Origin of the sequence: Asanoa sp. NPDC049475 (assembly GCF_040676915.1) — a bacterium.
Classification (GTDB): Bacteria; Actinomycetota; Actinomycetes; order Mycobacteriales; family Micromonosporaceae; genus Asanoa.
The window spans coordinates 569,251-594,058 of record NZ_JBFAPY010000007.1; the positions used below are offsets into that span (position 1 = coordinate 569,251).

At 69.3% G+C, this 24,808-nt stretch carries 22 protein-coding genes and 1 pseudogene; 16 read left to right on the forward strand and 7 right to left on the reverse strand.

Annotated features, from left to right (window positions below):
* Positions 1–26 precede the first annotated feature (26 nt).
* The 3 genes from AB0J88_RS29950 to AB0J88_RS29960 all read right to left on the reverse strand — a co-directional run bounded on the left by AB0J88_RS29950 (position 27) and on the right by AB0J88_RS29960 (position 3,809).
* On the reverse strand, positions 27–533 hold the full coding sequence (locus AB0J88_RS29950) for a hypothetical protein (protein ID WP_364349558.1): 507 nt from the start codon (positions 531–533) through the stop codon (positions 27–29).
* Positions 534–582: 49 nt separating this feature from the next.
* Positions 583–3,087: a hypothetical protein gene (locus tag AB0J88_RS29955; protein ID WP_364349556.1), complete on the reverse strand. Its 2,505-nt coding sequence runs from the start codon at positions 3,085–3,087 to the stop codon at positions 583–585.
* Positions 3,088–3,323: 236 nt separating this feature from the next.
* Positions 3,324–3,809 (reverse strand): hypothetical protein, encoded by a 486-nt coding sequence (locus tag AB0J88_RS29960; RefSeq protein ID WP_364349553.1) that lies wholly within the window; start codon positions 3,807–3,809, stop codon positions 3,324–3,326.
* A 448-nt stretch (positions 3,810–4,257) separates the two neighbouring features.
* Between AB0J88_RS29960 and AB0J88_RS29965 the strand changes: the two genes are divergently transcribed.
* Complete coding sequence (locus AB0J88_RS29965) at positions 4,258–4,473, forward strand: hypothetical protein (RefSeq protein WP_364349550.1); 216 nt, start codon at positions 4,258–4,260, stop codon at positions 4,471–4,473.
* Here AB0J88_RS29965 and AB0J88_RS29970 read toward each other — a convergent pair.
* Both AB0J88_RS29970 and AB0J88_RS29975 read right to left on the reverse strand, forming a co-directional pair.
* Entirely contained in the window at positions 4,470–5,261 is a 792-nt protein-coding gene (locus tag AB0J88_RS29970) for a SigB/SigF/SigG family RNA polymerase sigma factor (RefSeq protein WP_364349546.1), read from the reverse strand. The two genes, AB0J88_RS29965 and AB0J88_RS29970, sit on opposite strands and share 4 nt — an antisense overlap.
* 153 nt (positions 5,262–5,414) lie before the next feature.
* A complete protein-coding gene (locus AB0J88_RS29975) occupies positions 5,415–5,900 on the reverse strand; it encodes a GNAT family N-acetyltransferase (protein WP_364349543.1) in 486 nt (161 codons plus the stop codon).
* Positions 5,901–5,977: 77 nt separating this feature from the next.
* Between AB0J88_RS29975 and AB0J88_RS29980 the strand changes: the two genes are divergently transcribed.
* The 5 genes and pseudogenes from AB0J88_RS29980 (at position 5,978) to AB0J88_RS30000 (ending at position 11,221) form a co-directional block, all read left to right on the forward strand.
* Positions 5,978–7,855 (forward strand): ABC transporter ATP-binding protein, encoded by a 1,878-nt coding sequence (locus AB0J88_RS29980; protein WP_364349540.1) that lies wholly within the window; start codon positions 5,978–5,980, stop codon positions 7,853–7,855.
* A gap of 91 nt (positions 7,856–7,946) precedes the next feature.
* Positions 7,947–9,287, forward strand: coding sequence for a hemolysin family protein (locus AB0J88_RS29985; protein WP_364349537.1), 1,341 nt, complete (start codon positions 7,947–7,949; stop codon positions 9,285–9,287).
* Entirely contained in the window at positions 9,284–10,345 is a 1,062-nt protein-coding gene (locus AB0J88_RS29990; protein WP_364349534.1) for a hemolysin family protein, read from the forward strand. Before AB0J88_RS29985 ends, AB0J88_RS29990 begins: the two co-directional genes overlap by 4 nt.
* A gap of 116 nt (positions 10,346–10,461) precedes the next feature.
* Positions 10,462–10,780: pseudogene (locus AB0J88_RS29995) on the forward strand (transcriptional regulator).
* Between the two features lie 228 nt (positions 10,781–11,008).
* Positions 11,009–11,221, forward strand: coding sequence for a hypothetical protein (locus AB0J88_RS30000; RefSeq protein ID WP_364349531.1), 213 nt, complete (start codon positions 11,009–11,011; stop codon positions 11,219–11,221).
* 51 nt (positions 11,222–11,272) lie between these two features.
* On the opposite strand, the gene AB0J88_RS30005 is transcribed toward AB0J88_RS30000, so the two are convergent.
* Together AB0J88_RS30005 and AB0J88_RS30010 are read right to left on the reverse strand one after the other, a co-directional pair.
* Positions 11,273–12,499, reverse strand: coding sequence for a hypothetical protein (locus AB0J88_RS30005; RefSeq protein ID WP_364349528.1), 1,227 nt, complete (start codon positions 12,497–12,499; stop codon positions 11,273–11,275).
* Between the two features lie 1,093 nt (positions 12,500–13,592).
* The gene (locus tag AB0J88_RS30010) at positions 13,593–14,294 is read right to left on the reverse strand and encodes a hypothetical protein (protein ID WP_364349525.1); all 702 of its coding nucleotides are present in this window, start codon (positions 14,292–14,294) and stop codon (positions 13,593–13,595) included.
* A 1,016-nt stretch (positions 14,295–15,310) separates the two neighbouring features.
* On the opposite strand from AB0J88_RS30010, the gene AB0J88_RS30015 reads away from it, so the two are divergent.
* The 10 genes from AB0J88_RS30015 (at position 15,311) to AB0J88_RS30060 (ending at position 24,746) form a co-directional block, all read left to right on the forward strand.
* The gene (locus tag AB0J88_RS30015; protein WP_364738078.1) at positions 15,311–15,733 is read left to right on the forward strand and encodes an SEC-C domain-containing protein; all 423 of its coding nucleotides are present in this window, start codon (positions 15,311–15,313) and stop codon (positions 15,731–15,733) included.
* 666 nt (positions 15,734–16,399) lie between these two features.
* Positions 16,400–16,663 (forward strand): hypothetical protein, encoded by a 264-nt coding sequence (locus AB0J88_RS30020; RefSeq protein ID WP_364349522.1) that lies wholly within the window; start codon positions 16,400–16,402, stop codon positions 16,661–16,663.
* Positions 16,664–16,894: 231 nt separating this feature from the next.
* Positions 16,895–17,137, forward strand: a complete 243-nt coding sequence (locus AB0J88_RS30025) for a carbohydrate-binding protein (RefSeq protein ID WP_364349519.1) — start codon at positions 16,895–16,897, stop codon at positions 17,135–17,137.
* 184 nt (positions 17,138–17,321) lie between these two features.
* On the forward strand, positions 17,322–17,759 hold the full coding sequence (locus AB0J88_RS30030; RefSeq protein WP_364349516.1) for a hypothetical protein: 438 nt from the start codon (positions 17,322–17,324) through the stop codon (positions 17,757–17,759).
* Positions 17,760–17,769: 10 nt separating this feature from the next.
* The gene (locus AB0J88_RS30035) at positions 17,770–18,027 is read left to right on the forward strand and encodes a mersacidin/lichenicidin family type 2 lantibiotic (RefSeq protein ID WP_364349513.1); all 258 of its coding nucleotides are present in this window, start codon (positions 17,770–17,772) and stop codon (positions 18,025–18,027) included.
* A 39-nt stretch (positions 18,028–18,066) separates the two neighbouring features.
* Positions 18,067–21,330 (forward strand): type 2 lanthipeptide synthetase LanM family protein, encoded by a 3,264-nt coding sequence (locus AB0J88_RS30040; RefSeq protein WP_364349510.1) that lies wholly within the window; start codon positions 18,067–18,069, stop codon positions 21,328–21,330.
* A complete protein-coding gene (locus AB0J88_RS30045; protein WP_364349507.1) occupies positions 21,327–21,833 on the forward strand; it encodes a hypothetical protein in 507 nt (168 codons plus the stop codon). Before AB0J88_RS30040 ends, AB0J88_RS30045 begins: the two co-directional genes overlap by 4 nt.
* A complete protein-coding gene (locus AB0J88_RS30050) occupies positions 21,830–23,998 on the forward strand; it encodes a peptidase domain-containing ABC transporter (protein ID WP_364349504.1) in 2,169 nt (722 codons plus the stop codon). Before AB0J88_RS30045 ends, AB0J88_RS30050 begins: the two co-directional genes overlap by 4 nt.
* A gap of 77 nt (positions 23,999–24,075) precedes the next feature.
* Positions 24,076–24,345, forward strand: coding sequence for a mersacidin/lichenicidin family type 2 lantibiotic (locus tag AB0J88_RS30055; protein WP_364349501.1), 270 nt, complete (start codon positions 24,076–24,078; stop codon positions 24,343–24,345).
* A 2-nt stretch (positions 24,346–24,347) separates the two neighbouring features.
* Positions 24,348–24,746: a hypothetical protein gene (locus AB0J88_RS30060; protein WP_364349498.1), complete on the forward strand. Its 399-nt coding sequence runs from the start codon at positions 24,348–24,350 to the stop codon at positions 24,744–24,746.
* Positions 24,747–24,808: the final 62 nt, after the last annotated feature.

A 24,808-nucleotide genomic window follows, 5' to 3' on the forward strand; every position in this document is an offset into this window, starting at 1 on the left:
AGGTCAGAATCAATGCCCGTTCGGACTCACAGGCAGTGGCCCTGGTACAGCGATCCCTGGATCTGGAGTCGCTGCGATCCTGTCGACGGGTCGTAGTAGCCGAGCACGCACGCCGCCCCTGCGGGCACCGCGTAGACGATGGTGCCCGGGGGTGCCGGATCGTCCGCCCGGGCCGGTCTCGCCACGGCGTCGGGGAAACCGGCCGCGGTCAGGGCCGCGCGCACGTCCGCCGGCTCGGCACTGGCACAAGTCGGGCAGCGCAGGGCGCTGGCGACGGCCCGCTCGGCGATGGTCCGGGCGGGTTCCGCCGATGCTCGTTCGGCGGCGGTGAGAGTCGCGCGCGCCGGGCCATCGGGCGGGCGCGGTCGGCACGGGTCGCCGGTGGCGTTGGCCGGCCGGTTGTACGCGCATCGGCTCGGGCCGGCCGTGGCGCTGGCGGCCCCTTCGGTGCGCGGGCCCCCGGTCTCTGCGCAGGCTGCCAGCAACGCCACCGCGAGGATGGCGAGGACCTTCGGTGCGTGCGAGATAGTCATGATCGCCTGTTCGGTCCCGGGCCTCGTGGCGAGGCCCGGGACCGCGGGTTCAGCGGGGCCAGCGCTGGATCTGGACAGCCCCGGAGGTCATGTTCTTAGGCTCGATCCGGTCCACATCGTATTCGCCGCTGCCGGGCGAGTGGTCGTACACGATCTGGCCGGTAGCGGTGCGCCATACGACCAGGCGCGCCTGGTCCTGGCTGATGTCCTGGCAGTCGGGGCCATTGGAGCCGGTGCACGCGTCCCAGCCGTAGAGAACCCAGGTGTAACCGGCCTGACCGTCGACGCTGCCGGTGCCGCGGGAGGCGACCTTGCCGTCCTCGGTGATCACCAGCCACTCCATCGCCGAAGCCTCGAGGCGGAACGCGGTGTTGCCGACCCAGGCCCGGCTGGCACCAGAGGGGACCGTGCCACCGAGACGCTGATAGGCGCCCGCGTAGTGCAGCCACGTCCAATCCGGCACCGTCGGGTTGGCGACCAGCGCGCCCTGTGGCGTCGCCGTCGATCCGTCGATGTTGGCCTGGCCTTCGAGCGGGTCGTAGACGACGATCATGACGGGGTCACCGCCGCCCTGGCCGCCGTCGTCGTCGGTCGCCACCACGTCGACGGTGTACATGCCGGCGTGCTCGTAGGCGACGACGGTGCCGCAATTGCTCGTGGCGGTGAAGAACCCGTCGTCCCAGCCGTCGCCGGCGTCGCGCCAGTACTGGCAGTCGTGCGTGTCGTTGGTGCCGGGGTCGGTGACGGGCACGTCGAAGATGATCGGCGCGCCGACCCGGAACAGGTCCCAGTCGCGGGGGCTGGCGATCCGTAGCGTCGGGGCCACGTTGCGCACGATGACCCGGCTGGAGGCCGAGACGGGGTCGTGCGTGCCGTCGCTGACCGTCACGGTCGCCCGGAACTCGCCGTCGTCGTTGCACGTGATCGTCGGCGCCTGGATGGTCTCCTTGCTGAACCAACACGTGGCGCCGTCGTCGACGTTCGCGACGGGCTCCCAGGTCCAGTTCACGGACAGGTTCGAGCCCGACACCGATGCCAGCAGCGGGATGGCCTCGCCCTCGTCGCCGTGGACCTCGGGCAGCACCCGCACGATCGGTGCGCCACTGACCGGGCCGCCGGCCTGGTCTCGGATCTCGACGTAGAAGGCGTCGTCGTCGTAAAGGATCCGGTCGTCGCGGTAGTACTGCACGAGCAGGTTGCCGGCCGACTCGTTCTGCGATCCCGTGACGTACTTGACGGAGAAGTCGAACAGTGGATGCGCCGCACCCTGCCGGGTGCTGGCGAACGGGTACTCGTCGCACTGTGGACGGACGATGGCCGGGTCGGGCGTCAGTGGTGCGCAGGCGGCGTTCTTCGCCGCCTGATTGTCCCGGTACGTCTGCGTGCTGGTGTCGATCCGCGACAGGTAGTTCAGGTCGAACTGGCCCGTGTACTTTCCGGGGATGCTCTTGTCACCGTCGAGTTTCGGCGGATGGGTGCTGTTCGGATTGTCCTGAGCCTGTCGGATGTGCTCGGCGACCTCACGCTGGTTGGTGTAGTTCCCGTCCGCGTCCTTGATCGAGTACTGCAGGTGGGGGACGACGTCGTTGAAAATGCACGCCTGCGCGCGGGCGTTGAAGTAGGTCGCCGAGTCGCAGCGGATCCCGAAATCACCGAGCTCCTCGGAGCGGCCGTCGATGAAGCGGAAGTCCTCGTCGAACCAGTGGTAGGAGGTGGCGTCCGGGCGGGTGGAGACAGTCTCGTCGGAGGCGATCTCCCAACCGACCCACAGGTCCGGGTTCGCGGCGCGGATCTGCCACTCGGCCATCGTCGCGCGGTGCTCGCCGCCGCCGAAGCAGCCGGCGTCACCGCGGCTGTCACAGCCCAACCGCATCGCGACCGTGGACAGCGCGGTGTAGTTCCCGCCGTACACCACCAAAGTCGGGCGGGCGTAGACGACGATGCTGCGGATGCCGTCGTCCCGTCCGTACCCGAACAGGTCATAGTCCATGATCATGAAGCCGGTCCGTTTGCCGGAGGAGTCCAACCACAGGTCGAAGGCCTGCGCGCTGACGCACCACTCGATGCGGTTCTTGACCCATCCGGTGTCGCTGCCGCTCTGGGACTGCTGGTGACACTCCTGGATGAACGACGACTGGGGTGCGGGCGGTGGGGTGAACCGCTCCCGCAGGATCCCGGGCCCATCCTTGGCCGCGGCGTCCCAGAACGAGTCGTTGCCCGACGCCGCCGCGCGGCGCAGCGCCTCCTCCTGCGCGTCGTCGAGCTTCGGGGCGTCGCGATCGGCGCGGTAGTCGCGCATCGCGGCCTGGTAGTCGGCGGCTTTCGCGGCCCGGTTGGCCGGCAGCACCCCGCTGATCCGGGTGCCACCGCCTTGCACCGCGGAGACTCTGGTCTTCGGCAGCGACGGCAGCGATCGTGCCGAAGCGGCCGGCCGCGGCTCGGCCCGTGCCGGTCCGGCCACGCCTGGGTCGGCCTGCGCCGGCGCCGGTGCGACCAGCAGCGCCAGCGCCACGGCCATCGTGGCCGCGAGCACTGTCCGATGTGGTGTGCGCAAGGTGTCTCACACTCCTCGATGCGTCTCGCCCCGCACGGGACGACGAGAAAGGCGCGCCGCGGCAGCGACGCGCCCAGGAAGACACCACGAAGGTGAGAACACGACTCAGCACAAGGCGGTCAACACCGCCGTAGCTCCCCCGTTGAGCGGTCCGTCACACGGACCACCCCACTGTCCCAATGGTCACCGACCGCCCCATCCTCCGAACGGCCAGCAAATTCACACATAGAGATCCGTTAGTTTCGAAAGTCCGGCCAGACCGAGACCCTGAACCGCTCCACCCCGCTGAGCCACGGCGGCGGGCTGACCTCAGCCTGGAGCCGCAACAGCTCAGCGCGACCGCTCGCCGTGACCCGCACGTGGTAAGAGCCGGCACCGTCCAGCGGCAACTCGTCGGCGGCGGTCGGCACGCCCATCATCGTGAGGTACAGCCGCCCGCCGGTCAGCCTCATGGTCGTCGTCTCGGCGACCTCGGCATCGGGGTCGACGGGCGGCTCGCCCGTCCACGCCTCCAAGGCGACCGCCGCGTCGTGGCTCCATTGCGAGACGCTCATCAGGTAGAGCACATCCATGCCCGAATAGCACAGCCGGTCGTCGCCGAAGTCGGGTAGGAAGTCCCAGTCACCCACACCGCCAAGCACCATGATCATGCGCCGCTCCGGCGTCACGAGACCTTCGACCACAGCCACCCGCCGCGACGGCGAGCAAGCACCAGCGTCCATACCCGCAGGATGCCAGGTCTCGCGCGGAAATCGAGAGCGCGTCCATGATGGACGTCAAGCGGCGAGCCGGAAGGGGTGCTCACCCGGCCCTGGTGACCGGCCGACTAGCGTGGGGTTCGATGATGGTCTACCGGTGTGTCGGCAAGTACGCGGAGGACGAGCTCCGCACGTGGTTGCGAGACACCGACCCGGCCACCACCGCGAGTGTCTTCGTCGGCGCGTCCTCCCGCGACAAGCCGGTGCGCACCAACCCCGCTCAGGCGCACGTGATGCGCCGCGAGGTCAGCCCCGACCTGCTGGTCTACGACGTCGGCGCGACCAAGAGCCTGGTGTCGGACTACGTCTACACCTGCCGGCAACGCGGTCTGACACCCCAACCGGTCATCTTCACGCTGTCGGTCTGCGGTTCACTGAAGACCTTGGCGTTCCTGCGCTGGCTCGGCTCGCCGTGCCGCGCTGGCTGGAGAACGCGCTCGTCCACGCGGAAGACCCGCTCACCGAGTCCCTCGACCAGTGCCGGGCCAACGCGCGTGACCTGGCCGACTTCTGTCGCCGCATCGGCACGCCGTTCGGGTTCAACGTGGAAAGCGTGTCGATTCGCAAGGAAGAGATCGACGCGTCCGTAGCGCTGGCCGCCGACATCGGCAACCTGCTGCGTCCCTAGCTGAAGCTGCTCTCCGTGAGGGTTCCGCGCAGCTTGGTCAAGGCGCGCGTGAGCAGGCGGGAGACGTGCATCTGGGAGACGCCGATCTGGTCCGCGATCTGCGACTGGGTCAGGTTGCCGTAGAAACGCAGCGTCAGGATCTTCTGCTCGCGCTCGTCGAGGGTCGCCAGGGCCGGCCCGAGGGCGACGCGCAGCTCGGCCAGCTCGAACGACGTGTCCTCGGACCCGAGCAGGTCACCCAGCTCGGTGCCGCGCTCGCCGTCGCCCGTCGGCGTCGAGAGCGACACCGCGTTGTACGCCCGCGCCCCCTCCAGCCCCTCCAGCACCTCTTCCTCGGAAAGCTTCAGGTGCTCCGCGACATCGGCCACCGTCGGCGACCGGCCCAGCGACTGCAGCAGCGTGCTGTTGGCCTCGGAGATGGCGAGGCGCAGTTCCTGCAACCGGCGCGGCACCCGGATGTCCCAGGTGCGGTCCCGGAAGTGGCGCTTGAGCTCGCCGATGATGGTCGGGATCGCGTAGCCGGCGAAGTCCACTCCGCGTGACGGGTCGAACTTGTCGACCGCCTTGATCAGGCCGACCGCCGCGGTCTGCAGCAGGTCGTCGGTCGGCTCGCCCCGGCCGCTGTAGCGGTGCGCCAGGTGGTTGGCCAGCGGAAGCCAGGCCTCGATCGTGCGATCCCGAAGCGACGACCGCGAGGGGTGGTCGGCGGGCAGCGCGGCCAAGGCGGCGAGCAGCTCAGTCGGCTCCGCCGTGTCCGGGGTGGACTCGAAGAGGGTCTGCGTCGACATCGTGGGCCTCCTGGGACGTACCCGAATAGCGATCTTTGCTATGGAGCACGGGTTAACCAATCGACGCTCACTCTAAGCCGGTCAGCACCAAGAAGCTAGCCGAAAGTATGAGTCATCTTTCCTCTAAAAAGGACCTATGCCAACATAAGGCTCTCAAAACTTTTGGTACATGACGTGCAAGCCGACCAAACCGTGCACGCGGTGGTCGAAGGCTTCCGGGATCGTCGTCATGATCGTGAACCCGAGCTGCTGCCACAGCCGCACCGCGACGGTGTTGGTCGAGACCACCGCGTTGAACTGCATGCCCACGTAGCCCTGCGCCCGCGCCCACTCGACCGCGTAGGTGCCGAGGGCTTTGCCGATGCCCCTGCCTTGGTGCGCCGGGTCGACCATGAAGCTCGCCGTCGCGATGTGCGCGCCTCGTCCCGGCCGGTTCGGGCCCATCTTCGCCGAACCCAGGATCTCGCCGGCGTCGGTCGCGACGACGGTCACGCCCGGGGGCGACTCCATCCACCACGGACGCGCCGACTCCAGGGTGTGGTCGAGGGGATAGGCGTACGTGCCGCCGGCGTCCGTGATGGCGGCGAAGAACGGATAGATGCGCGGCCAGTCGGCCGCCGACGCGTCGCGAATCTCCACGCGCCCGAGGCTAGCGCGAACGACTACGATGAATGAGGACCTGCGCGGGCTGCCCCCCGGCATCCAGGAGCGGCCCTGTGGCCCAGCAGACGATCGACGACCACGACGCCTTGCCGGAGCTGGAGGCCGCCGGCTGGCTTCATCACAGCGAGTCGTTCGCCGAGACCAGCTTCTGGGCTGTCGCCCGCCGGCTGCCGGCGATCGTCCGGGAGGCGCTCTCCCTGGCCTGGCAGGCCAACCGGCTCGACACGACCGCGGCCATCGCCTTCAACGTCATCGCCGGTGTCGCCACCACCTTCGGCCTGCTGGCCACCAGCTCGGTCCTGACGGAGCTGTTCGCGGCCGGTCCCACTCCTGACCGGATCGCGGCCGCCCTGCCCGCGCTGGTCGTGGCCGCGGTCGCGGTCTCGGTCCGCGGCGGGCTGACGATCGCAGCCGGTTGGGCGCAGGCCCGGATGGCTCCACAGATCAACTACGCCGTCGAGCTGCGCCTGTTCGGTGCGACCACCGCGGTCGGGCTGGCCGCGTTCGACGACTCGGGCTTCGCGGAGGAGATGGACCGCGCCAAGGAACGGGGCATCGTCGAGGCGGCGTCGATCGTCAACTCCAGTGTGGACCTTTTGACCGGCCTGGTCCGCGTCGTCGCCACGGCGGCCGCCATCGCCGTCATCGAGCCGATCCTGTTGCCCTGCCTGGTCGTCGCGGCGATCCCGTCGGCCGTCACGGCGGTAAGGATGGCGCGCCGCGAATACCTCGCGATGCTCGCGTTCATCGGCCACCGCCGGCGAATGTGGCTGCTGGGCAGCATCATGGCCAACCGGCACACCGCGGCCGAGGTCCGCAGCTACCAGATGCGTGACTTCCTGCTCGGGCAGTACGAGCGGATCATGCGTAGCCAGACGGCGGCGGAGATGCGGCTCGTGCGGGCGCAGACCGGCACCCGCACCGTCGGGGCGGCCGTGGGTGGCCTGGCGAGTCTGGCGCTCTACGCCGTGCTCGGCTGGATGCTCGTCGACGGTGCGATCCCGCTGGCCGCCGCCGCTACCGCCCTGCTCGCCCTGCAAGCCGCGCAGATGGGCCTCAACACGGCGATCTACGCGACCAACCGGCTTTACGAGGACGCGCTCTACTACGGCGACTTCCGCGCTTTCGTCGACCGGGCCTGGGCGCAGGCACCCGAGCCGAGCGGCGAGCCGGCCACCCCCTTCGACGAGATCCGGCTCGACCGGGCGAGCCTGCGCTATCCGGACACCGACACGCCGGCCGTCGACGAGGTGTCGCTGACCGTGCGCAAGGGCCAGGTGATCGCCCTGGTCGGCGAGAACGGCTCCGGCAAGTCCAGCCTCGCCAAGCTGCTCGCGGGGCTCTACCAACCCACCGGCGGCACGATCACCTGGAACGGGGTCGACGTGCGGCGAGTCGATCCGGCCAGCCGGGCCGCGCAGGTCGCGGTGATCACCCAGGATTGGTGGAAGTTCCCGTTCACGGCGCACCAGAACATCGCGGTCGGGCGCGGCGATCGGGAGACCGGCCCGACGGTCGTCGACGCGGCGACCGCGGCGTCCGCTCACGAGATGATCGAAGATCTCCCCAAGGGGTACGCGACACTGCTGAACCGGCAGTTCAAGGACGGCCACGACCTATCCGGCGGCCAATGGCAGCGCCTCGTCGCGGCCCGGGGCTTCTACCGGGACGCGGCCCTGTTGATCTGTGACGAGCCGTCGTCGGCCCTCGATGCCCGGGCCGAGCACGCGATGTTCCAGCAGCTTCGCCGTCGCCCGGACCGCACGGTGGTGTTGATCACACACCGACTCGCCAATGTGCGCCACGCCGACCAGATCTACGTGCTGCACCACGGGCGCATCGTGCAGCACGGCAGCCACGCGGAGCTGATCGTCGCCGGGGGGCTGTACCAGGAACTATTCCACCTCCAGGCCAGCGGCTACCTCGGTTAGCAAGTTCCCAGCGAACCCTCAGCGAATCCCGATAATCTCGGCGGGTGGATGAAGGTAGTACCAAGCCGGTCTCTGACCGGCTTCCCAAATCATGTTGATCCTGGCGGGCCTCGCGATCATCGTCGCGCTGACGGTGGCGACCGGCTTCTTCGTGGCCCAGGAGTTCGCTTACGTCGCCGTCGACCGGTCCAAGCTGCGCGCTGAGGCCGAAGCAGGCGACGCCGCCGCCGAACGCGCGCTGCACGTGACCTCCCGACTCTCGTTCGTCCTTTCGGGCGCTCAGCTCGGCATCACCGTCACCGCCCTGCTCGCTGGTTACGTGGCCGAGCCGTACCTCGGTGAAGGCATCGCCGACCTCGTCGGCCTGACCGGCGCGTCGGAAGGGGTGACCGCCACCATCTCGGTGGCCGTCGCGCTGCTGATCGCGACCGTGATCCAGATGGTGGTCGGCGAGCTCGCGCCCAAGAACCTGGCGATCGCCAAGCCGGACGCGCTGGCCCGGTCGCTGTCGCGGCCGACGGAGGCGTACCTGAAGATCGCCGGACCGTTGATCACGCTGTTCGACGCGACCTCCAACAAGCTGCTCCGGTCGGTCGGCATTCACCCGGTCGAGGAGCTTCCGCAGGGCGCGACCACGGAAGACCTGGACCGGATCATCGAAAGCTCGCGCCAGTCGGGTCAGCTCGACGCCGACACCTCTCGGCTGCTCGACCACGGTCTCGACTTCCGCACCCGGACGGCCGGCGACGCGATGGTGCCGCGGGTCGACGTGGTGACCGTCCACGCCGACGATCCGGCGGTACGCGTGGTCGAGTTGCTCGACACGGGCCACACCCGCTTCCCCGTGCTCGGGGCGGCGGTCGACGACGTGCGCGGCATCGTGGCGGTCGGCGACGTGGTCGAGGTGGAGCCGGCGGACCGGGGCAAGGTGCTGGTCGGCACGCTGGCCGTGCCAGCCGTGCTGGTGCCGGAGACACTGCCGTTGCCGGCGGTGCTGGAGCGGCTGCGTGCCGAGCACCGCCAGCTCGCCTGTGTGATCGACGAGTACGGCGGTTTCGCCGGCGTGATCAGCCTCGAGGACGTGGCCGAGGAGCTGGTCGGCGAGATCCACGACGAGGACGACCTGCCACAGCCCTCCGCCCGCCACCGTCCCGACGGTTTGTGGTCGCTGCCTGGCCGTTGGCGCCTCGACGAGGCGGCCGAGGCGACCGGTGTGGTGCTGCCTACGTCACCCACCTACGACACGCTCTCCGGCCTGGTGCTGCAACGCCTCGGCCGCGTGCCCACCCCGGGCGACGTGGTGCTGGTGGAGCTGCCACCGGTGCTGTCGGAGGACGCCGAGCCGATGTCACCGGGCCGCGCCCGCCTGCGGGTGGAGTCGGTCCGCCGGCACGTGCCGGACGAGGTCTCGCTCGAGGTGGTGCCGGCATGAACACGACCTGGTCCCTGATCTTCTCGCTGCTGCTGCTCGTGGCAAACGGGTTCTTCGTGGCCGCTGAGTTCGCACTGGTGGCCTCCAAGCGACACCGTCTGGAGCAGGCCGCCGCGGAAGGCAACAAGTCGGCCCGTTCGGCGATCGCAGGTGTACGCGAGCTCTCGGTCATGCTGGCCGGCGCGCAGCTCGGCATCACCCTGAGCACGCTGGCGCTCGGTGCCCTGGCCAAACCCACGGTCAGCCACCTGCTCCAGCCGGTCTTCGACGCGACGGGGCTGCCGTCCGGCCTCTCGTACGTCTTCGCGTTCCTCCTCGCCGTGATCGTGGTGAGCTTCCTGCACGTGGTCGTCGGTGAGATGGCCCCGAAGTCGTGGGCGATCAGCCACCCGGAGCGGTCGGCGCTGCTGCTCGCCCGCCCGTTCCGAGCGTTCACATGGGTGTTCCGGCCGGCGCTGCTCGCGCTCAACCAGCTGGCCAACGCCTGCCTGCGCCTCGTCAAGGTGGTGCCGCAGGACGAGCTGGCCCAGGTGCACGGCCCCGACGAGCTGCGCCTGCTGCTGCAGTCGTCCCGCGAGCACGGCACGATCGCGGCGGCGGAGCACGAGCTGTTGACCGCGATGCTGGCGGTGCAGAACACCACGGTGGCGCAGGTGATGACCCCGTTGGCGGAGGTCGTCTCGGTGCCACCGACGGCGTCGGGCCGCGAGATCGAGCTGACCAGCCGGCGCAGCGGCCGCTCCCGGCTCGCGGTGATCTCGGCCGACGGCCAGGTGCGCGGTTTCGTGCACGTCCGTGAAGCGGTCCGGGTGACCACCTCGGGTACGCCGCAGACCGCGGCCGACCTGATGTCGTCGCCCCTGTCGCTCGGCGCGGCGGTCCCGGTGGCGGGGGCGGTGCGGATGATGCGCGAACACCGCTCCCAGCTCGCCGTGGTCACCTCGGACGACCAGGTGGTCGGCGTGGTAGCGCTGGAGGACCTCCTGGAAGAGCTGATCGGCGAGTTCGACGACGAAACCGACCGCATCGTGGGCGCCGCGACCCGAGCAGGCCGCTAGGGTCGTCGACCACGGCGTACGCGCTGGTCGTTCACAGGTGGGGTCCAGCCTCGTCGCGCACTAGCGCCAACTGGTTTGTGCCGGATTCGCGCTGGCGCGACGGCCGCGGCGGCGCCGTGACCGAGCCTCCGCGCCCGGTCGCCGGGCTGGATGACGTCGTGCACCAGCGGGTCCGGCTCGGCATCCTGACGATCGCGCACGAGGCGCGTCGCGTGGAGTTCGGCTATCTGCGCACTCGGTTGGTGCTGACGGCCGGAAACCTCTCGCAGCACCTGGTCGTGCTGGAAACGGCCGGCCTGGTCGGGCTCGGGAAGGGGCTACGAGGGAAAGCGCGGCCGCACCTGGATCACCGTCACCGCCGCGGGCGACATCGCGCTCGCGGAGGAGATCACGCGACTCAAACAACTCATCGCCCGTGTCGAGGGGGCACCGTGACCGCGGTGTCCCGCCGCACTGTCCTTACTGGAGCCTCGGCCTCGGCGTAATCGGCCTCCCGTCTCGGGCTGCTAGTCCTGCCCACGCCGACCGGACCCTTCCCGATCGGCATGGTCCGCCGCACCTCGTCGACCGTTCCCGGCCGGACCCGATCGCCGGCCCGGGCCGCCACCGCGAACTGATGGTCAGCGTCTGGTACCCGACCATCGGGCCGACAACACGGTCTCGGTGCAGGAGCTGGCCAGCCACGGGCTCGTCGTGGTGACCGTCGACCACACCCACGACGCGTACAGCGAGTTCCCGGACGGCCGACTCACGCTCCCGGACATCGGCGGCGAGCACTCGCTGGGCGCGCCGGACTTCGCGGCTGACATCCCGTTCGTGCTGGACCGCATCGAGGGTCCGACCCGCGCGTTCCCCGAGATGCGCTATCCGCCTTGAGCCGTGCCCGGGGATCCGCTCCGCGTGGAGCCGATCCCCGGGCGTTGTCGCTCAGCTCCAGGTGACGTAGAAGCGGTATTCGGTCGCGTTGGACCACGTGCCGTCAGCCGTGCGGCCGCGCACCCGCATCGCGTGCGAGCCGCCACCCGTCGGCGTCCAGGTGATGGTGGCCTTGCCGTTGGCGTCGGCGGGCACGGTCGTCACGTCGACGTCGTTGACCGTGTATTCGAACTCGACCATCCCCGGGCCGCCCTGGGTGAACGTGAAATCGCCGGGTACGCCCACGCCGCCCGTGGAGCCGGACGGGAGGTAGACGCTCGACGACACGAGCGGCGCCGTGCCGACCAGGAAGGGATAGTCGGTCTGTGCCGTCGTGCCCGTCGCCGTGCGGCCGCGTACCGAGAGCAGGTTCTCGCCGTTGCGGTCGAGTGTCACCTTTGCCGTGGCCGACCACGAGCCCTCGACGGTCTGCCACGCCCCGCCGTTGACCCGGTATTCGAAGGCCGTGACCTCGCTGAGCTCCGTGTCGAACCGGAACTCGGCCACGCTGCCCAGACCGCCACGCGGTGCCCATTCGTAGTAGTCGCTGTAGACCCGCACGAACGGATCGCGGACCCGGAACGAGTACTGCCGCTGGGCACTGGTCGTGCCGTCCGCCCCGACGCTGGCCACCAGCAGGATGTTGTAGCCCGGGTGCGTCGGCGTGATGTCGAGCGTGGCTCGGCCGTCGGGGCCGGCCGCGACGACCTCGTCGGCGTTGCCGTCGAGGGAGTAGCGGTATTCGACGACGCCCTCGCGGCCCGGGCTGAACGTGAAGCGGCCCGGCTGACCCGGCTGGCCGACGGACTCGTTCTCCGGGTAGTCGGTGGACACGACCAACGGCGCGTCGTCGACCTGGAATTCGTACGCCCGCTCCGGCGAGAAGGAACCGTCGAGGAAGCGCATGCGCACCCGAAGCGTGTTGGGGCCGGATCGCTCCGGCGTCCAGTTGACCGTCACGTGCGGGAAGTTCGGGTCGGCGTCGGCCACCTGCTCCGGACCGTCGTTGAACTGGTAGACGTAGGCGTCGACGTCGGGCAGCGGGGTGCTCAACTGGAACTCGCCCGGCAGGCCGACGCCGCCGTGGGCGCCGTAGTCCGGATAGCTGTTGGAGTACACGTACGGCCTGGTGTCGACGACGTTGAAGTCGCTGGACGTCGCCTCCGACAGGGTGCCGTCGGCGCTGACACTGCGCACGCTGATCAGCTCCCAACCGGCCTGGGTCGGAGTCCAGTGCATCTTGATGGTGTGAGAACGCGTAAGTTGAGTGGGGCTGCGTTCGAGCTCGATGTGCTGTGGGCGCTCCGGATCGCGAGTCCGCACGTTGAGGCTCGCCACTCAAGCGGCATGAAAGGCAGCGATTACGACGCCTTCGCCGTGATAAATCAACGCCTCGTGCCAGTGGAGATCAAAGCGAAAGACGACGACACTGCCTGGTCTAGGAATTCTGTAATGAACACAGTTCGTGGTGCAGCAAAGCAATTACCAAAGGGCGATATTGGGCTCCTCTTCCTTCGTGTTCTAACGCATGGATCGGACCGAGGCTGGAGGCCGAATTCGTCGATGCGCTCGCAGAGGCCACGCGGCATACGACTCGCATCGGCGCCATCTTAAGTGCTATCGACAGGCCATATCTCACGAGCGAGACAACGGCTTCCGTGACACGTCATTGGTCCTTCTTCACCACTGCTACGTGCCCAGATGACATCATGACCTTCTGCATCCATTTCAAGCGGTTCTGGGAGTCAGATCTGACGCTGATGGCGCCTGACCCGCCGTTTTGAGCTGTAAATATTTGCCGTGCTTGCGCATGCGGTATCCGGCTCCGGGAACCGGTCTGCAGCGCGCGTAGCAGTCCACTTGGCACGCCGCGCGGCGGCCTTCTCGGTCTGGTTTAAGCGAGGAGGGTGACTCTGTCACCGTCCGCCTTCTATGGGACGGCCGGGCAAGGGCCGGCACGCAAAGCAAACTTAAGTCCGTGGTCGTGCCTCCCGCTTGACCCGCTCGTCGACCCTCGGCGGTGCGCGGCCGGGACCAGGAGTGTCCGGTTGCCGGCGGGCATGGGGACAGCCGTGACCCGTAGCACTACGGCTACGGCAAGATCTTTCAGGCCTCGCAAACTTCCCGAGGGCAACGCTCCTGCACGCTGAAGATTGCGGGCATAGGGCGACCCTTGAGGCGGTGGTGGGCGGTCCGCGGCGGCTCAAGTCACGGACCACGCAGCGACGGTCGTAGTTGTGGCCCGTTGCGGATGCTTCGGCGGAGTGCCTCCGACGGTGCCGGCCGCGCACGTGTCCTGCACGCGCTCGAGGCTGTCCGCGGAGGGTTCCCATCACTGACTTCCCTTAATCAACAGCAGCGGCATGTACTCACATAAGAACCGCGCCTCGGCGGGGTTTAAAGCACGAGGAGGCCATGTGGACGGGTTGGGATTGGGCCAGAGCGGGACCAGGGCGCCACGAAACGCCGACGTGAGGTTCCACATCGGGTTTCCGAGGACCGGATCGATGATGACGTACAGCAGCAATGAGCCAAGGCCGATGGTCACCGAGAGCATGTTCGGCGGATCGTCGGGGCTCGCCGACTGGCCGTCCGGAGCCACCAACATGAGGCGGCTCTCCGTGCGCAGCGCCCACCGGTCATCGTCAACCACCGCCCCCCAGACCAGGCATTCGGGAGTGGGCCGTCGGGTCGCGTAGAAGCCTTTATAGACCTGTTCGATGGCGGCCGGCTGAGACCCAGTCAGCTGTACCATCAGGCTGGTCTTGACCGCCCAGGTCGCGAGGGCGACAGCCGCCTCGGCAGAGAGCGACAGCTCCATGTCACCGCGGATCATCGTGGACAGACAGGACCGAGCGGCAGCCTCGATTCGGTTCATAAAGCCGTTGTTGCATCGACCACAGACCGCCTTGACGGTCTGCGAGTTGAACGTCTGCGCCATTTCTCGGCGATGGAGACCGTCGAACGTGCGAACAGGGCGAAAGAGCATCGTCGCCTGGTCCTGGCCCCGGTATCGGGCCTGTTCGGGCAGCACGGTGCTGAGCCACCTGGGTATTACATGCTCCCTGGTCAAGCTTGCCCCACCGCAAAATGCGCATCGTCGCGCCATGGGAGACATCTTTGACGCTCGAAGTCGTTCTGGGCAAAGGAGTTTCTGGTACCGACGCGCTTGTCCGCTAAGTACAGGTTCAAACATGCCCGTGCAGAGGGCAACGAGCGGGTTGCTGCCCGCGGGTCGACCGTTGACGCGGCCACCCCGATAGCCGAGGCGATCAGCGACGCCCAACGGTGTACGGCATGTCCTGTTTCGGGGCGGATCTCGCACGCTCGGGCCGACCCAGCGCCGCACAACATGACCGATGGAGCGCCAAGCGTCATCGATGCGTTGTCAGACACATACGCCAGATTGGACATATCGTTCTAGGTGGCGACGTCCCCGCATACCTGTGTCCGGTCACGATCCTGGGGATCTTAGGCCGCCCGCCGAGTAGATGATCGGGCGAGCTCGACCGCACACGGCGGTCCATAATCCCGCCATGGCGAGCGCGGAGTCGCGGGGTTATTCGCTCCACCGTTCAGGACATCCGATTGAACACGATGGGGACTAACTGCCGTATCGGGAGTGCTACACCACAACTTGGCGGGCGACCGTGTCGATCTCAAAGCGGTGCAGGCGTCTGCGGTCGGCGTCTCGCCCGAGTTCGGGCGAGGTCCAGCCTCCGCAAAAGGCGTCAAGCCGATAGCCCAGAGGGTAGGCCGGGCGCCATCTCTACCTTTTGACCCGACTTGAAGGCTTTAGCACAAGCCGAGTAGGTCGTGCAGCGCACCCGGATCGGCCTACCGAGGAGCTAGCGGTTTGGCTACCGTTGGCTGGTGCCCCACTTGGCCGTCTTCTGCGTATCCTGTTCGAAGCCTTTCTCGATCTTTGCGCCCATCAGCGGCGCATCGAGGGTCACGTTTATGAATAGCACTGGCGGACCGTGTCCTAGCTGTGGCCAGATGGGTCGCATAATGGACGGCGTTTACGAAGTAGTGGACAATACGCTGTCGATGCTCCGCAGCTACTCACCCGACCAGTTAGTGCGCCTTTACAATCTCTTGCAAAGATCTAGCGATCTCAGTGGTGCGGTCGAAGAAGAATATCCCGAGTTGGCTGCGCAAGTGCGAGACAGATCTACGCGACGAGCGGACGTACAGTTCTACGTTGGCTTGATTATAGCCATCTTGAGCTTGCTAATCGGTCCATATTGGACCTCGGTGGCGACAGGCGACCCGCCCTCGTCGGAAGAGATCGCCCGCGAGGTTGTTGAACAACTGCAGGAACAAGCGCCGTCGACCGGAGCAAGCCCGAGCGCACCTGCGCCAAATTCCAGTTCGTCCGGTGTGCCTAGTCCAAAGACTGGGCGTAACGAACCCTGCCCCTGTGGAAGCGGCCTGAAATTTAAGCGATGCCATGCGAGACCTGGCCCGTAGCAACCATCTCGGCCCGATCAGTCAACGGGTCGAAGGGCCTCGGCTGCGACGCCGAGCAGTGGCCATGCTGATGCAGCACCAGGCCCCATTCGGCGCGTGCCTGTCCTATCTCTGTCGCAGTCAAGGGGCGAGCTGTACAACATAAGGACAGTTATGTGGACACCCCTCGTGTTCAAGAGCTGGCCGGCGGCTCGGCGTCAGCCGACGACGAACTCGGCTTGGTGCACCGCGGGCTCCGCGGTAGCGGTGCCGGCCGGCTGCGAGACGAGGATGGGAAGGATCACGGTGTCCCGGTCCCAGTGGTAGGTCCGAGGGCGCAGTCCGCGGCCCGCGAAGCCTTTCCCACGCGCCGCGGCCGCGCGGCTCCGTCGCGCCCTTCAACGAACCATGAAACGGGCATACCGTGGCAGCCCGGCGCTGCCTACAGCGGGTGTCGACTCGCGCATCATGCCGCCGGCGGGGGTCGGCGACTCGGACCGCCCAGTACGTTGGCCCCGCGGCGCCACCTCAGCACGCCGACGTGAAAGGCGTCCGGCCGTCGACGTATGCGACGGCGCTCCGCCAGGATTCCGCCTTGGGGCTGCCGCCCTGCGATCCAGTGGCTAAATGTATTGTCTCAATCCCGCCAGTCTGGCCCGGTTTGATAACGGTGGGTACGGTGTTGGCGTGCGCTGGCTCCAGAGTGGATCTGTCCGCCGCCTGCTGCTCCTCGTCATCCCGGGGAGCGTGGCAGCCGGCGCAACCTGGGCTGCGTTCGCCGACGACAAAAGCGGCTTCACTGTCGTGTCGGCTGCGATCGCCGCACTGCTGGGAGCTTTTGCGCATCCCGTCTGGCAAGCGGTGCGTCGCTCAAGTGATGAGGAGCCGCTGTCGCGAGCGGCCGATCGCTTAGCCATACACATGTTGACGGTGATCGGACCAGCGCTTTGAGGCGGCACTTGTACCGGCCCGCTCCGCTTCGGCTGCGTTACCGCTCTGCCGATCACGTCAGCGCCGACCGATCGGCGGTGATGGGACGCCGTGAACTTGATGACACAACCTGGGCTGAAGCGCCGCTAGAAAGGTGACGTCGCGGTCGTTGCGTCGCAGCTGCGGGAATTGCCCGGGCGACAGCTGGTGGTGATCGGCGAACCGGGCTCAGGCAAGACGGTTTTGGCGTCAATGCTTGCAGACCAACTGTTGACAACCGCGCGGGCCACCGCCGAGCTGCGGTTCGACTCACCCGCCGGCGCGGTGGTCGGCACGGCGACGCCGAACGCGACGACGGGCAACGGCGCCTTCGCCGAGACCTCGGTGCCGGTCAGCCAGCCGGCCGGAACGCACCGGCTCTACCTGGTCTTCAGCGGCGTCACCGACGGCCCGAGGCCCGGCCTCGTCAACCTCAACTGGGTCCAGTTCGGCTGACCCCCCACCACCGGCTGCCCGCCACCCTTCCTGGGTGGCGGGCCGTCGCGCGTTCCCGCTGGTCGCGGTATGCACCCGCGTATGCGCAGCCTTGTACGGCCCGTCGATAACCTTCGATCCGCAAAGTCATGTCGACGATCGCGGGGGCGCCTGACGTCCTTGCGACCAGGGGAAGGACTGCCAATTGTTCAAAAGGATCGGTGCGGTCGCGCTCAGTGTTCTCGTGGCGGCGACCGTCATCGCGTCGGGATCTCCGGCCTCCGCCGCCGACGGCTGGCAGCGGGCCGGTGTGGTGTCCGAACAGGACGCTGTCGAGCCGCTGCACTGTCATCCCAGCGACTACGCGGTCGGCTGCTTCCAGCCGTACGGCGAGTGGATCTGGCTCTACGACACCAGCGCCAACAACATCCCCGTCGCGGTCAAGTGGAACTTCCGGCCCAAGGGCTCGTCCACCGTCTCCCGCAGCGGCGTCGTGTACAACGACCGGGGCATGGCCGCGGGTTACACGGCGATCAACAAGAGCTTTGGCGACGGCGGCATCTTCTCGTTCCAGACCTGCCAGGCCGACCTGCCGACCAAGACGACGAAGGACTGCAACGAGGTCCTGAGGGTCACGACGTGAGGAGCGGTCGATGGATCTGGTGAGGGCATGGAAAGACGCTGAGTACCGGGCGGGGCTGACGGCGGACGAACGCGACGCCCTGCCCCATCACCCGAGCGGCGGCATCGTGCTCGGCGACGAGTTCCTCGACGACGTCGTCGGTGGCCGCACGGAGCACGTGATGTCGCTCGGTTGCTGCCCCGGGTTCACCTGGACCACCTACTGCGGGTCGTGTCACCCGACCTGCATCAACTGCAACCTCTACACGATCGCGGGTTGCACCGCCTGAGCGGACCAGCCAGTTCACCAGTCTCCGAAGGGAACGAGGATGACGGATCTCGATACGGGGCCGCCACCGGCGGCGGGACCGCTCGTCGACTTGGCCTCACCGGTCTGGTCGCTGGCCGCCCGCCTCGACGAGCGCCAGCGCAGCGTGGTCCGGCCGGTCGGGCCGGATCCGCTGCGCGGCGAACTCCGCCTGGGCATGTGGCGCAAGGAGCCGATCTTCAGCGCGGACCCGAGCCGACTCGAGCAGTTCCTCGACCGCGCCGGCCTGACCGAAGCCGACCTGATCGCGATCCTCGGCGAGCCGCCGGCGTCGGTCAGCGGCCGGCTTACCGCGCCACCGGACTACCCTCGCTTGTTGGAGGCGTGCTACCGGGTCGCGTCGACCGATCCGGATGCCGCGGAGCAGCACGGGTTCGCGGCGCTCGCCACGCCGCTGTTCGACGAGGCCGCCACGCGGATCGCAGCCGCCGTCGACCGGCTCGCCGGCCACTCCCCGACGCCGCACGTCGACCCGGCGCTGCTGACCGTGCAGCTGTGCCGGCCGCCGCTCTCGACCGTACTGCAGATGGTCGCCCGCGTGGCCGTGCTGGAACTCAACGTGATGCGGGTGCGCGACGAGCTACTCGGCGACACACCAGAGGAACGCTTCGCGTACTTCGTCCGCCGCCTGGCCGACCCGCGTTTCGCGATGGAGCTGCTCGCGGAATATCCGGTTCTGGCCCGGGAGTTGGTCCACGTCGCGGACCGCTGGGCCGACACCCGGATCGAGTTCGCCACGCGGCTGTTCGGCGACCTAGCCGACATCAGTGCCCGGTTCCCCGCGCCGGGGGGCCTCGGCGTGGTCGGCACCGTGGAGTTCGGCGTCGGCGATACCCACCACGGCGGCCGTTCGGTGTGCGTCGTCGGGTTCGACGGGGGCGCGAAGGTGGTCTACAAGCCCCGCCCCATGGCCATCGATCGGCACTTCCACGGGCTGCTCGACTGGCTCAACGCCCGCGGCCAGCGACCGCGGCTGCGCACGCACTGGGTCCTAGACCGCGGCGACTACGGCTGGAGCGAGTTCGTGACCGCCGCGCCGTGCCCCGACCGGCCCGCGCTGGGCCGCTTCTACCGGCGTCAGGGCGGCTATCTGGCCCTCCTGCACGCGCTCGCCGCCACCGACATGCATCTGGAGAATCTCATCGCGGCCGGCGAGCATCCGATGCTGATCGACCTGGAGGCGCTCTTCCATTCCTGGCAGCTGCGCCAGCCCGACCCGCTGGACCTGCCGCCCGACGCGCTGCGGGCCATGCGCTCGTCCGTGCTGAGCGTGGGCCTGCTCCCGACGCCCATCATCTGGCAGGACGACGACGGCATCGGCCAGGCCGACCTGAGCGGGCTGGCCGGGGCGGCCGGGCAGCTCAGCCCCACGGCGGTGGCGGCCTTCGACGCAGGCGGGACCGACCGGATGCACCTGATCCGCCGGCGGCTCCCGATGAACGGCGCGCAGAACCTGCCCACTGTGGACGGCGTCGACGTGGACCCGATCGACTTTCGCACCGACCTGGTCGACGGGTTCCGCGACACGTACCGCCTGATCCTCCGGCACCGCGACGAGCTGCTCGCGCCGGACGGCCCGCTGGCCGCGTTCGCCGACGACCCCAACCGGGTCATCGTCCGGCCGACCCGTGGGTACATGACGTTCCTGCTGGAGAGCTTCCACCCCGACCTGCTCCGCGACGCGCTGGACCGGGACCGGTTCTTCGAGAACCTGTGGTCGGCGCACTCCGCCGTACCGGGCCGCGCGGCGCTTATCGCGTCGGAGGTCGCCCAGTTGCACGACGGCGACATCCCGCTGTTCCGCGGCACGCCGGGCTCTGCCGACCTGATGGACGGCGACGGTCGGGTCGTCGTGGCCGATGCCTTCGAGCAGACCGGACTGCGCTGCGCGGCCGAGCGGGTTGGCGAGATGTCGGAGGCGGACCTGGTGCGCCAGACGTGGTTCGTCGAGGGCTCGCTGACCGCGCTCACGATGGGTGCGCAGGAGCCGACCGCGCGGCCGCGGGGCTCGCGGCCGGCCGCGGCGCCATCGGCCGAACCGGCGAGCCCCGATGAATGCCTTTCCGGCGCGATGCGAGTCGCCGACCGGTTGCTCGCCCTCGCGCTCGGCGACGACAGCGCCTGCTGGCTCGGCCTCAACCTCGTCGGCGACCGGGTGTGGCAGTTGAGCCCGACCGCCTCCGACCTGTTCGGCGGCGTCAGCGGCATCGGGTTGTTCCTCGCCCAGCTCGCCGATGTCACGGGCGACGACCGGGTCCGGTCGGCGAGCGAACGCGCCGTGACCGCGGTCGCCCGGCACGCCGACGTGCTGGCCAACCTTTCGGACGACACGATCCGTGGTCCGATCGGCGCGTTCGCCGGCGTCGGTTCTGTCGTGTACGCCCTCGCTCACCTCGACGCCCTGCTCGGCCGGCCGGAGTTGGGCGACGCCGCCGAGCGGCTCCTGCCGGTGGTGCGCCGCTTCGCCGAGCACGACCTGTCGCTCGACGTCATCGGCGGCTCCGCCGGCGCCGTGTTCGCCGCGCTCGCCCTGCACGCGGTGCGGCCCGACGGCGCCGCTCTGGCGGTGGCCGACGAGCTGGGTGCGCGACTGGCCGCGCACGCCGAGTGGACCGGCGACGCGGCATCGTGGCGGGCCGACGTCAACCCGGCCGCCGCGCTGGCCGGCTTCTCGCACGGAGCCTCGGGAATCGCGACGGCGCTGGCCCGGCTCGACCGGGCGGGCGGCACCCGCGGGCACGTCGACCTGGTCCGGGCCGCCCTGCGCTTCGAGCGCTCGCTCTACGACCCGGACCGGCACAACTGGCGCGACGCCCGCTCGATCGCGGGGCTGGACGGCGACATGGTGGCCTGGTGTCACGGCGCGGCCGGGATCGGCCTGGCCCGGGCGGACCTGGCCGGATACCTACCCGACGAGCCGGTGGTCGAGGAGGACCTGCAACGGGCCGCGGAGACGGTCTGGCGGCGGGGCATCGGCACCGGCAACCACTGCCTGTGCCACGGCGACCTGGGCAACGTCGAGGCGCTCACGGCGATGGCCGCCCGGCTCGCGGACCCTATGTGGACAGACCGGGCCCGGGGCGCCGGGGGCCGGATCGTCCGGGACATCGGCGAGCAGGGCTGGTCCTGCGGCGTCCCGCTCGGTGTCGAGACACCGGGGCTCATGGCTGGCCTCGCCGGCATCGGGCATGGTCTGCTGCGGTTGGCGACCCCCGAGTGCGTACCCTCGCTGCTCCTGCTGGCGCCGCCCCAGGCGACGCGATGATCGCGACCACCCGCCCGAGATACCGGCCGGAGGCGCTCGCGGCCTACCGTGACATGACGGTCGGCGCCCACGACGAGGGGGTCGGCCCGCCGCCACGCTGGCCGCTGCCGACCCTGCTGGTGGTCGTCGGCCTGCTCGTCCTCGGAGCGGGTGTGTTCCGGGCGCCGGTGTACGTGGCGGGCGTCGCCGTCGCGATCCCGGGGCGCGGGATGGTGGCTCTGGTGCCGGGCGTTCCCGACGCTGGCGTAGCGGAGGGCGCGCCGGCCGCCCTGGTTCCCGCCGCCGGGCCGGAGATCCCGATGCGGGTCGGTGCGGTCACCGTGGTGGCCGACCGGGCCGCCGCGCGGGCCCACGCGCTGCCGCCGGACCTCGACCTGCCGGTAACCGTGGTGGAGCTGGTCTCGGGGCCGCGGCCGGCGCCGGCTCTGGCCGGTGGCCAGGTGCGGATCACGGCCGCGAACCCCACGCTCTTGGGCCGCTGGCTCGCCGGGGTGCGCGGATGAGACGCCGGGTGCGGGTGCCGGTCATGCTCCAGACCAGCGCGACGGACTGCGGCGCGGCCGCGATGGCGATCGTCCTGTCGGCACACGGCCGGCGCACCACGGTCCGCGAGGCCCGCGCCGCGCTGGGCGTCGGGCGCGACGGTTCCAACGCCAGGCAGATGGCCGAGTACGGCCGCGCGCAAGGGCTGGAGGTCGTCGCGTTCAGCCTGGACCTCGACGGGTTGGCCGGGCTGCGCCTGCCCGCCGTCATCCATTGGCATTTCCAGCACTACCTGGTCCTGGAGCGCTGGAACGGCCGCACGGCGAAGGTGGTCGACCCGAGCTCTGGCCGGCGCACCATCGACCGCGCCGAGCTCTCCCGCGGGTTCACCGGCGTGGCGCTGCAGTTCGTGCCCGGCCCGGGCTTCCAGCGCCGCCGCGGTGGCGCCACCCACGACGGCTGGCGGTTCGCCCGCGGCCTGCTGTCGACCGCTCCGCGCCTGCTGGCACGGGTGCTGGTGGCCTCGCTCGTCCTCCAGCTGCTGCTGATCATTCCCCCGCTGGTGACGGCGTTCATGGTCGACACGGTCATTGGCTTCGGCCAGGCGGACCTGTTGACCGGCCTGGCCGTCGGCCTGGTCGCGCTGGTCGTCGCCCAGGCGGTCGGCACCTATGCGCGAGGCGCGTTGCTCAACCACCTGCAGGCCCAGTTGGACGCCTCGACCATGCGGCGGTTCTTCGCGCACTTGTTCTCGTTGCCGTACAGCTTCTTCCAGAACCGGCCGAGCGGCGACCTGATCATGCGGTTGTCCAGCAACGCGCTGATCCGCGAGGTGATCACCGGGCAGACCCTCTCCTTGTTCATCGACGGCTCGTTCGTGCTCGTCTACGCCACCCTGCTGCTGGCGGTGGCCCCGATCTACGGCGGACTCGTCCTGGCGCTCGGCGCGTTGCAGTTCGCCGTGGTTGCCGTGACGTTCCGGGCGATGCGCGAGCTGACCGAGCGGGACGTCGCCGCGCAGGCGGCTGCGCAGAGCTACGCGATCGAGGCACTCAACGCCGCGGAGACGGTCAAGGCGAGCGGCACCGAGCGACAGGTGTTCGACCGCTGGTCCGTGCTCTTCGACAGCCAGCTCGGGGCGTCCGTGCGCCGCCGCCGGCTGGACGCCGTCAACGAGTCGTTCATGACCGCGCTCCGGTTCGGCGCGCCGTTGACCCTACTGTGCATCGGCACGGCCCAGGTGGTCGGCGGCGAACGCTCGCTGGGCACGATGCTGGCGCTCAACGCGCTCGCGGCGACGCTGTTGACACCGTTGAGCTCGCTGGCCAACTCCGTGCGCCAGTTCCAGACGGTCGGCACGCATCTGGAGCGCCTGACCGACGTGCTCCAGGAGCGTGCCGAGCAGGACGAGAACGGCGGACCCGGCGCGGCGCACCGGCTGCGCGGCCGCGTGGAGCTGCGGTCGGTCGGTTTCCGCTACGGCCCGACAGGCCCGTGGGCGCTGCGGGATGTCACCCTCGACGTGCCCGTCGGCGCCAAGGTCGCGCTCGTCGGCCGGACCGGCTCGGGCAAGTCCACGCTGGCGAAGATGATGCTCGGGCTCTACCGGCCCGCGCGCGGCGAGATCAACTTCGACGGCGTCGCGTTGGACGGGCTCGACCTGCGCACGCTGCGCCGCCAGTGCGGTGTCGTCACCCAGGACGCCGCGCTGTTCTCCGGCTCGGTCCGCGACAACATCTCGCTCGGCCGCCCGGACCTGCCGTTCGAGCGGGTGGTTCAGGGCGCTCGGCTCGCGCAGATCCACGACGAGGTGATCGCGATGCCGATGGGCTACGAGACGTTTCTGCCGGAGGGCGGCACCGGCCTGTCCGGCGGACAGCGGCAACGGCTGGCCCTCGCCCGCGCGCTCGCGGCGCAGCCCGCCCTGCTGGTCCTTGACGAGGCGACGAGCCACCTCGACGCGGTCACCGAGCAACGGGTCGACCAGGTGCTGTCGGACCTCGCCTGCACCAGGGTCGTCATCGCGCACCGGCTGAGCACGGTGCGCAACGCGGACCTCATCGTCGTGCTCGACGGCGGGCGCGTCGTCGAGGTCGGCACTCACGACCACCTGATGGCCTGCGAGGGGCACTACACCGAGCTGATCCACCAGCAAGTCGAACGGTCGCCGCTGGCCGCCGAATGACCGCCACCGGCCCCTTGCGCACCTGTCGATAGGCCACACGCGAGCGTCCCGCTCGCCCTCGAGAAGGGAATACACCCATGAAGACGGTGGACCTCACCCGCGCCTGGAAGGACCCGGAGTACCGGGCCGGCCTCGATCCGGCCCAGGTTAGTGCCCTGCCGGCGCATCCGGCCGGCGTCGTCGAGATGACCGACGACGACCTGGCCGCGATCGACGGGGCCGGCGGCGGCGCGGCGAGCACTCCCATCACCACCACCCTCGTGCTCACCTGGGAGGCCGGCTGCTTCACCATTAACAACACCTGGTGCAACGGCGGTTGCGCCTTCCTCACCATCGGCAACTGCTGACGATGGTGAGGGTCGCCACGTTGGCCAGTGCGCTCGTGCTGGCCGCCGCGATCGTCGTCGCCACGCCCACCGCGGGGCACGCGCAGAGCGGGCAGGCTGGCAGCGCCACCTCACCCGACCTGGGTTGGGGTCAGGCGGTCTGGTTCAACGACTCGTCCTCGGACCGTCGGCTCAGGGCCTGTGACTGGGGTGAGCCCGACGGGCTGCGGGCCGTGGCCACCCTGCTGGTCGACGGCATCGTGCACACCACACACGCCGCTGGCGGAACCGGGACGTGCAACACCCGGACGATCAGCGGCCTGCGGACCGGGGCCGAGTATCAGCTGTATGCCTGCCTGCGCAACGGAGCCAACGGCAGCAACGTCCACTGTAGCGGCCGAGCCCGCGGCATCATCTGGTAACGGGAACGCATGTCGCGGCGACGCGGCACCGGCGCAACCGGACCGCGTCGCCGCCGTTCGCA

Bases quoted from the DNA above. Each gene is read 5' to 3' on its own strand.
- AB0J88_RS30005 (WP_364349528.1), bottom strand. From the start codon at position 12,499: ATGCACTGGACTCCGACCCAGGCCGGTTGGGAGCTGATCAGCGTGCGC.
- AB0J88_RS30050 (WP_364349504.1), top strand. From the start codon at position 21,830: ATGAGACGCCGGGTGCGGGTGCCGGTCATGCTCCAGACCAGCGCGACG.
- AB0J88_RS29970 (WP_364349546.1), bottom strand. From the start codon at position 5,261: ATGTCGACGCAGACCCTCTTCGAGTCCACCCCGGACACGGCGGAGCCG.
- AB0J88_RS30045 (WP_364349507.1), top strand. From the start codon at position 21,327: ATGATCGCGACCACCCGCCCGAGATACCGGCCGGAGGCGCTCGCGGCC.
- AB0J88_RS29960 (WP_364349553.1), bottom strand. From the start codon at position 3,809: ATGGACGCTGGTGCTTGCTCGCCGTCGCGGCGGGTGGCTGTGGTCGAA.
- AB0J88_RS30040 (WP_364349510.1), top strand. From the start codon at position 18,067: ATGACGGATCTCGATACGGGGCCGCCACCGGCGGCGGGACCGCTCGTC.
- AB0J88_RS30055 (WP_364349501.1), top strand. From the start codon at position 24,076: ATGAAGACGGTGGACCTCACCCGCGCCTGGAAGGACCCGGAGTACCGG.
- AB0J88_RS30035 (WP_364349513.1), top strand. From the start codon at position 17,770: ATGGATCTGGTGAGGGCATGGAAAGACGCTGAGTACCGGGCGGGGCTG.
- AB0J88_RS29990 (WP_364349534.1), top strand. From the start codon at position 9,284: ATGAACACGACCTGGTCCCTGATCTTCTCGCTGCTGCTGCTCGTGGCA.
- AB0J88_RS29985 (WP_364349537.1), top strand. From the start codon at position 7,947: ATGTTGATCCTGGCGGGCCTCGCGATCATCGTCGCGCTGACGGTGGCG.
- AB0J88_RS30015 (WP_364738078.1), top strand. From the start codon at position 15,311: ATGCTCCGCAGCTACTCACCCGACCAGTTAGTGCGCCTTTACAATCTC.
- AB0J88_RS30025 (WP_364349519.1), top strand. From the start codon at position 16,895: ATGCTTGCAGACCAACTGTTGACAACCGCGCGGGCCACCGCCGAGCTG.
- AB0J88_RS29950 (WP_364349558.1), bottom strand. From the start codon at position 533: ATGACTATCTCGCACGCACCGAAGGTCCTCGCCATCCTCGCGGTGGCG.
- AB0J88_RS30060 (WP_364349498.1), top strand. From the start codon at position 24,348: ATGGTGAGGGTCGCCACGTTGGCCAGTGCGCTCGTGCTGGCCGCCGCG.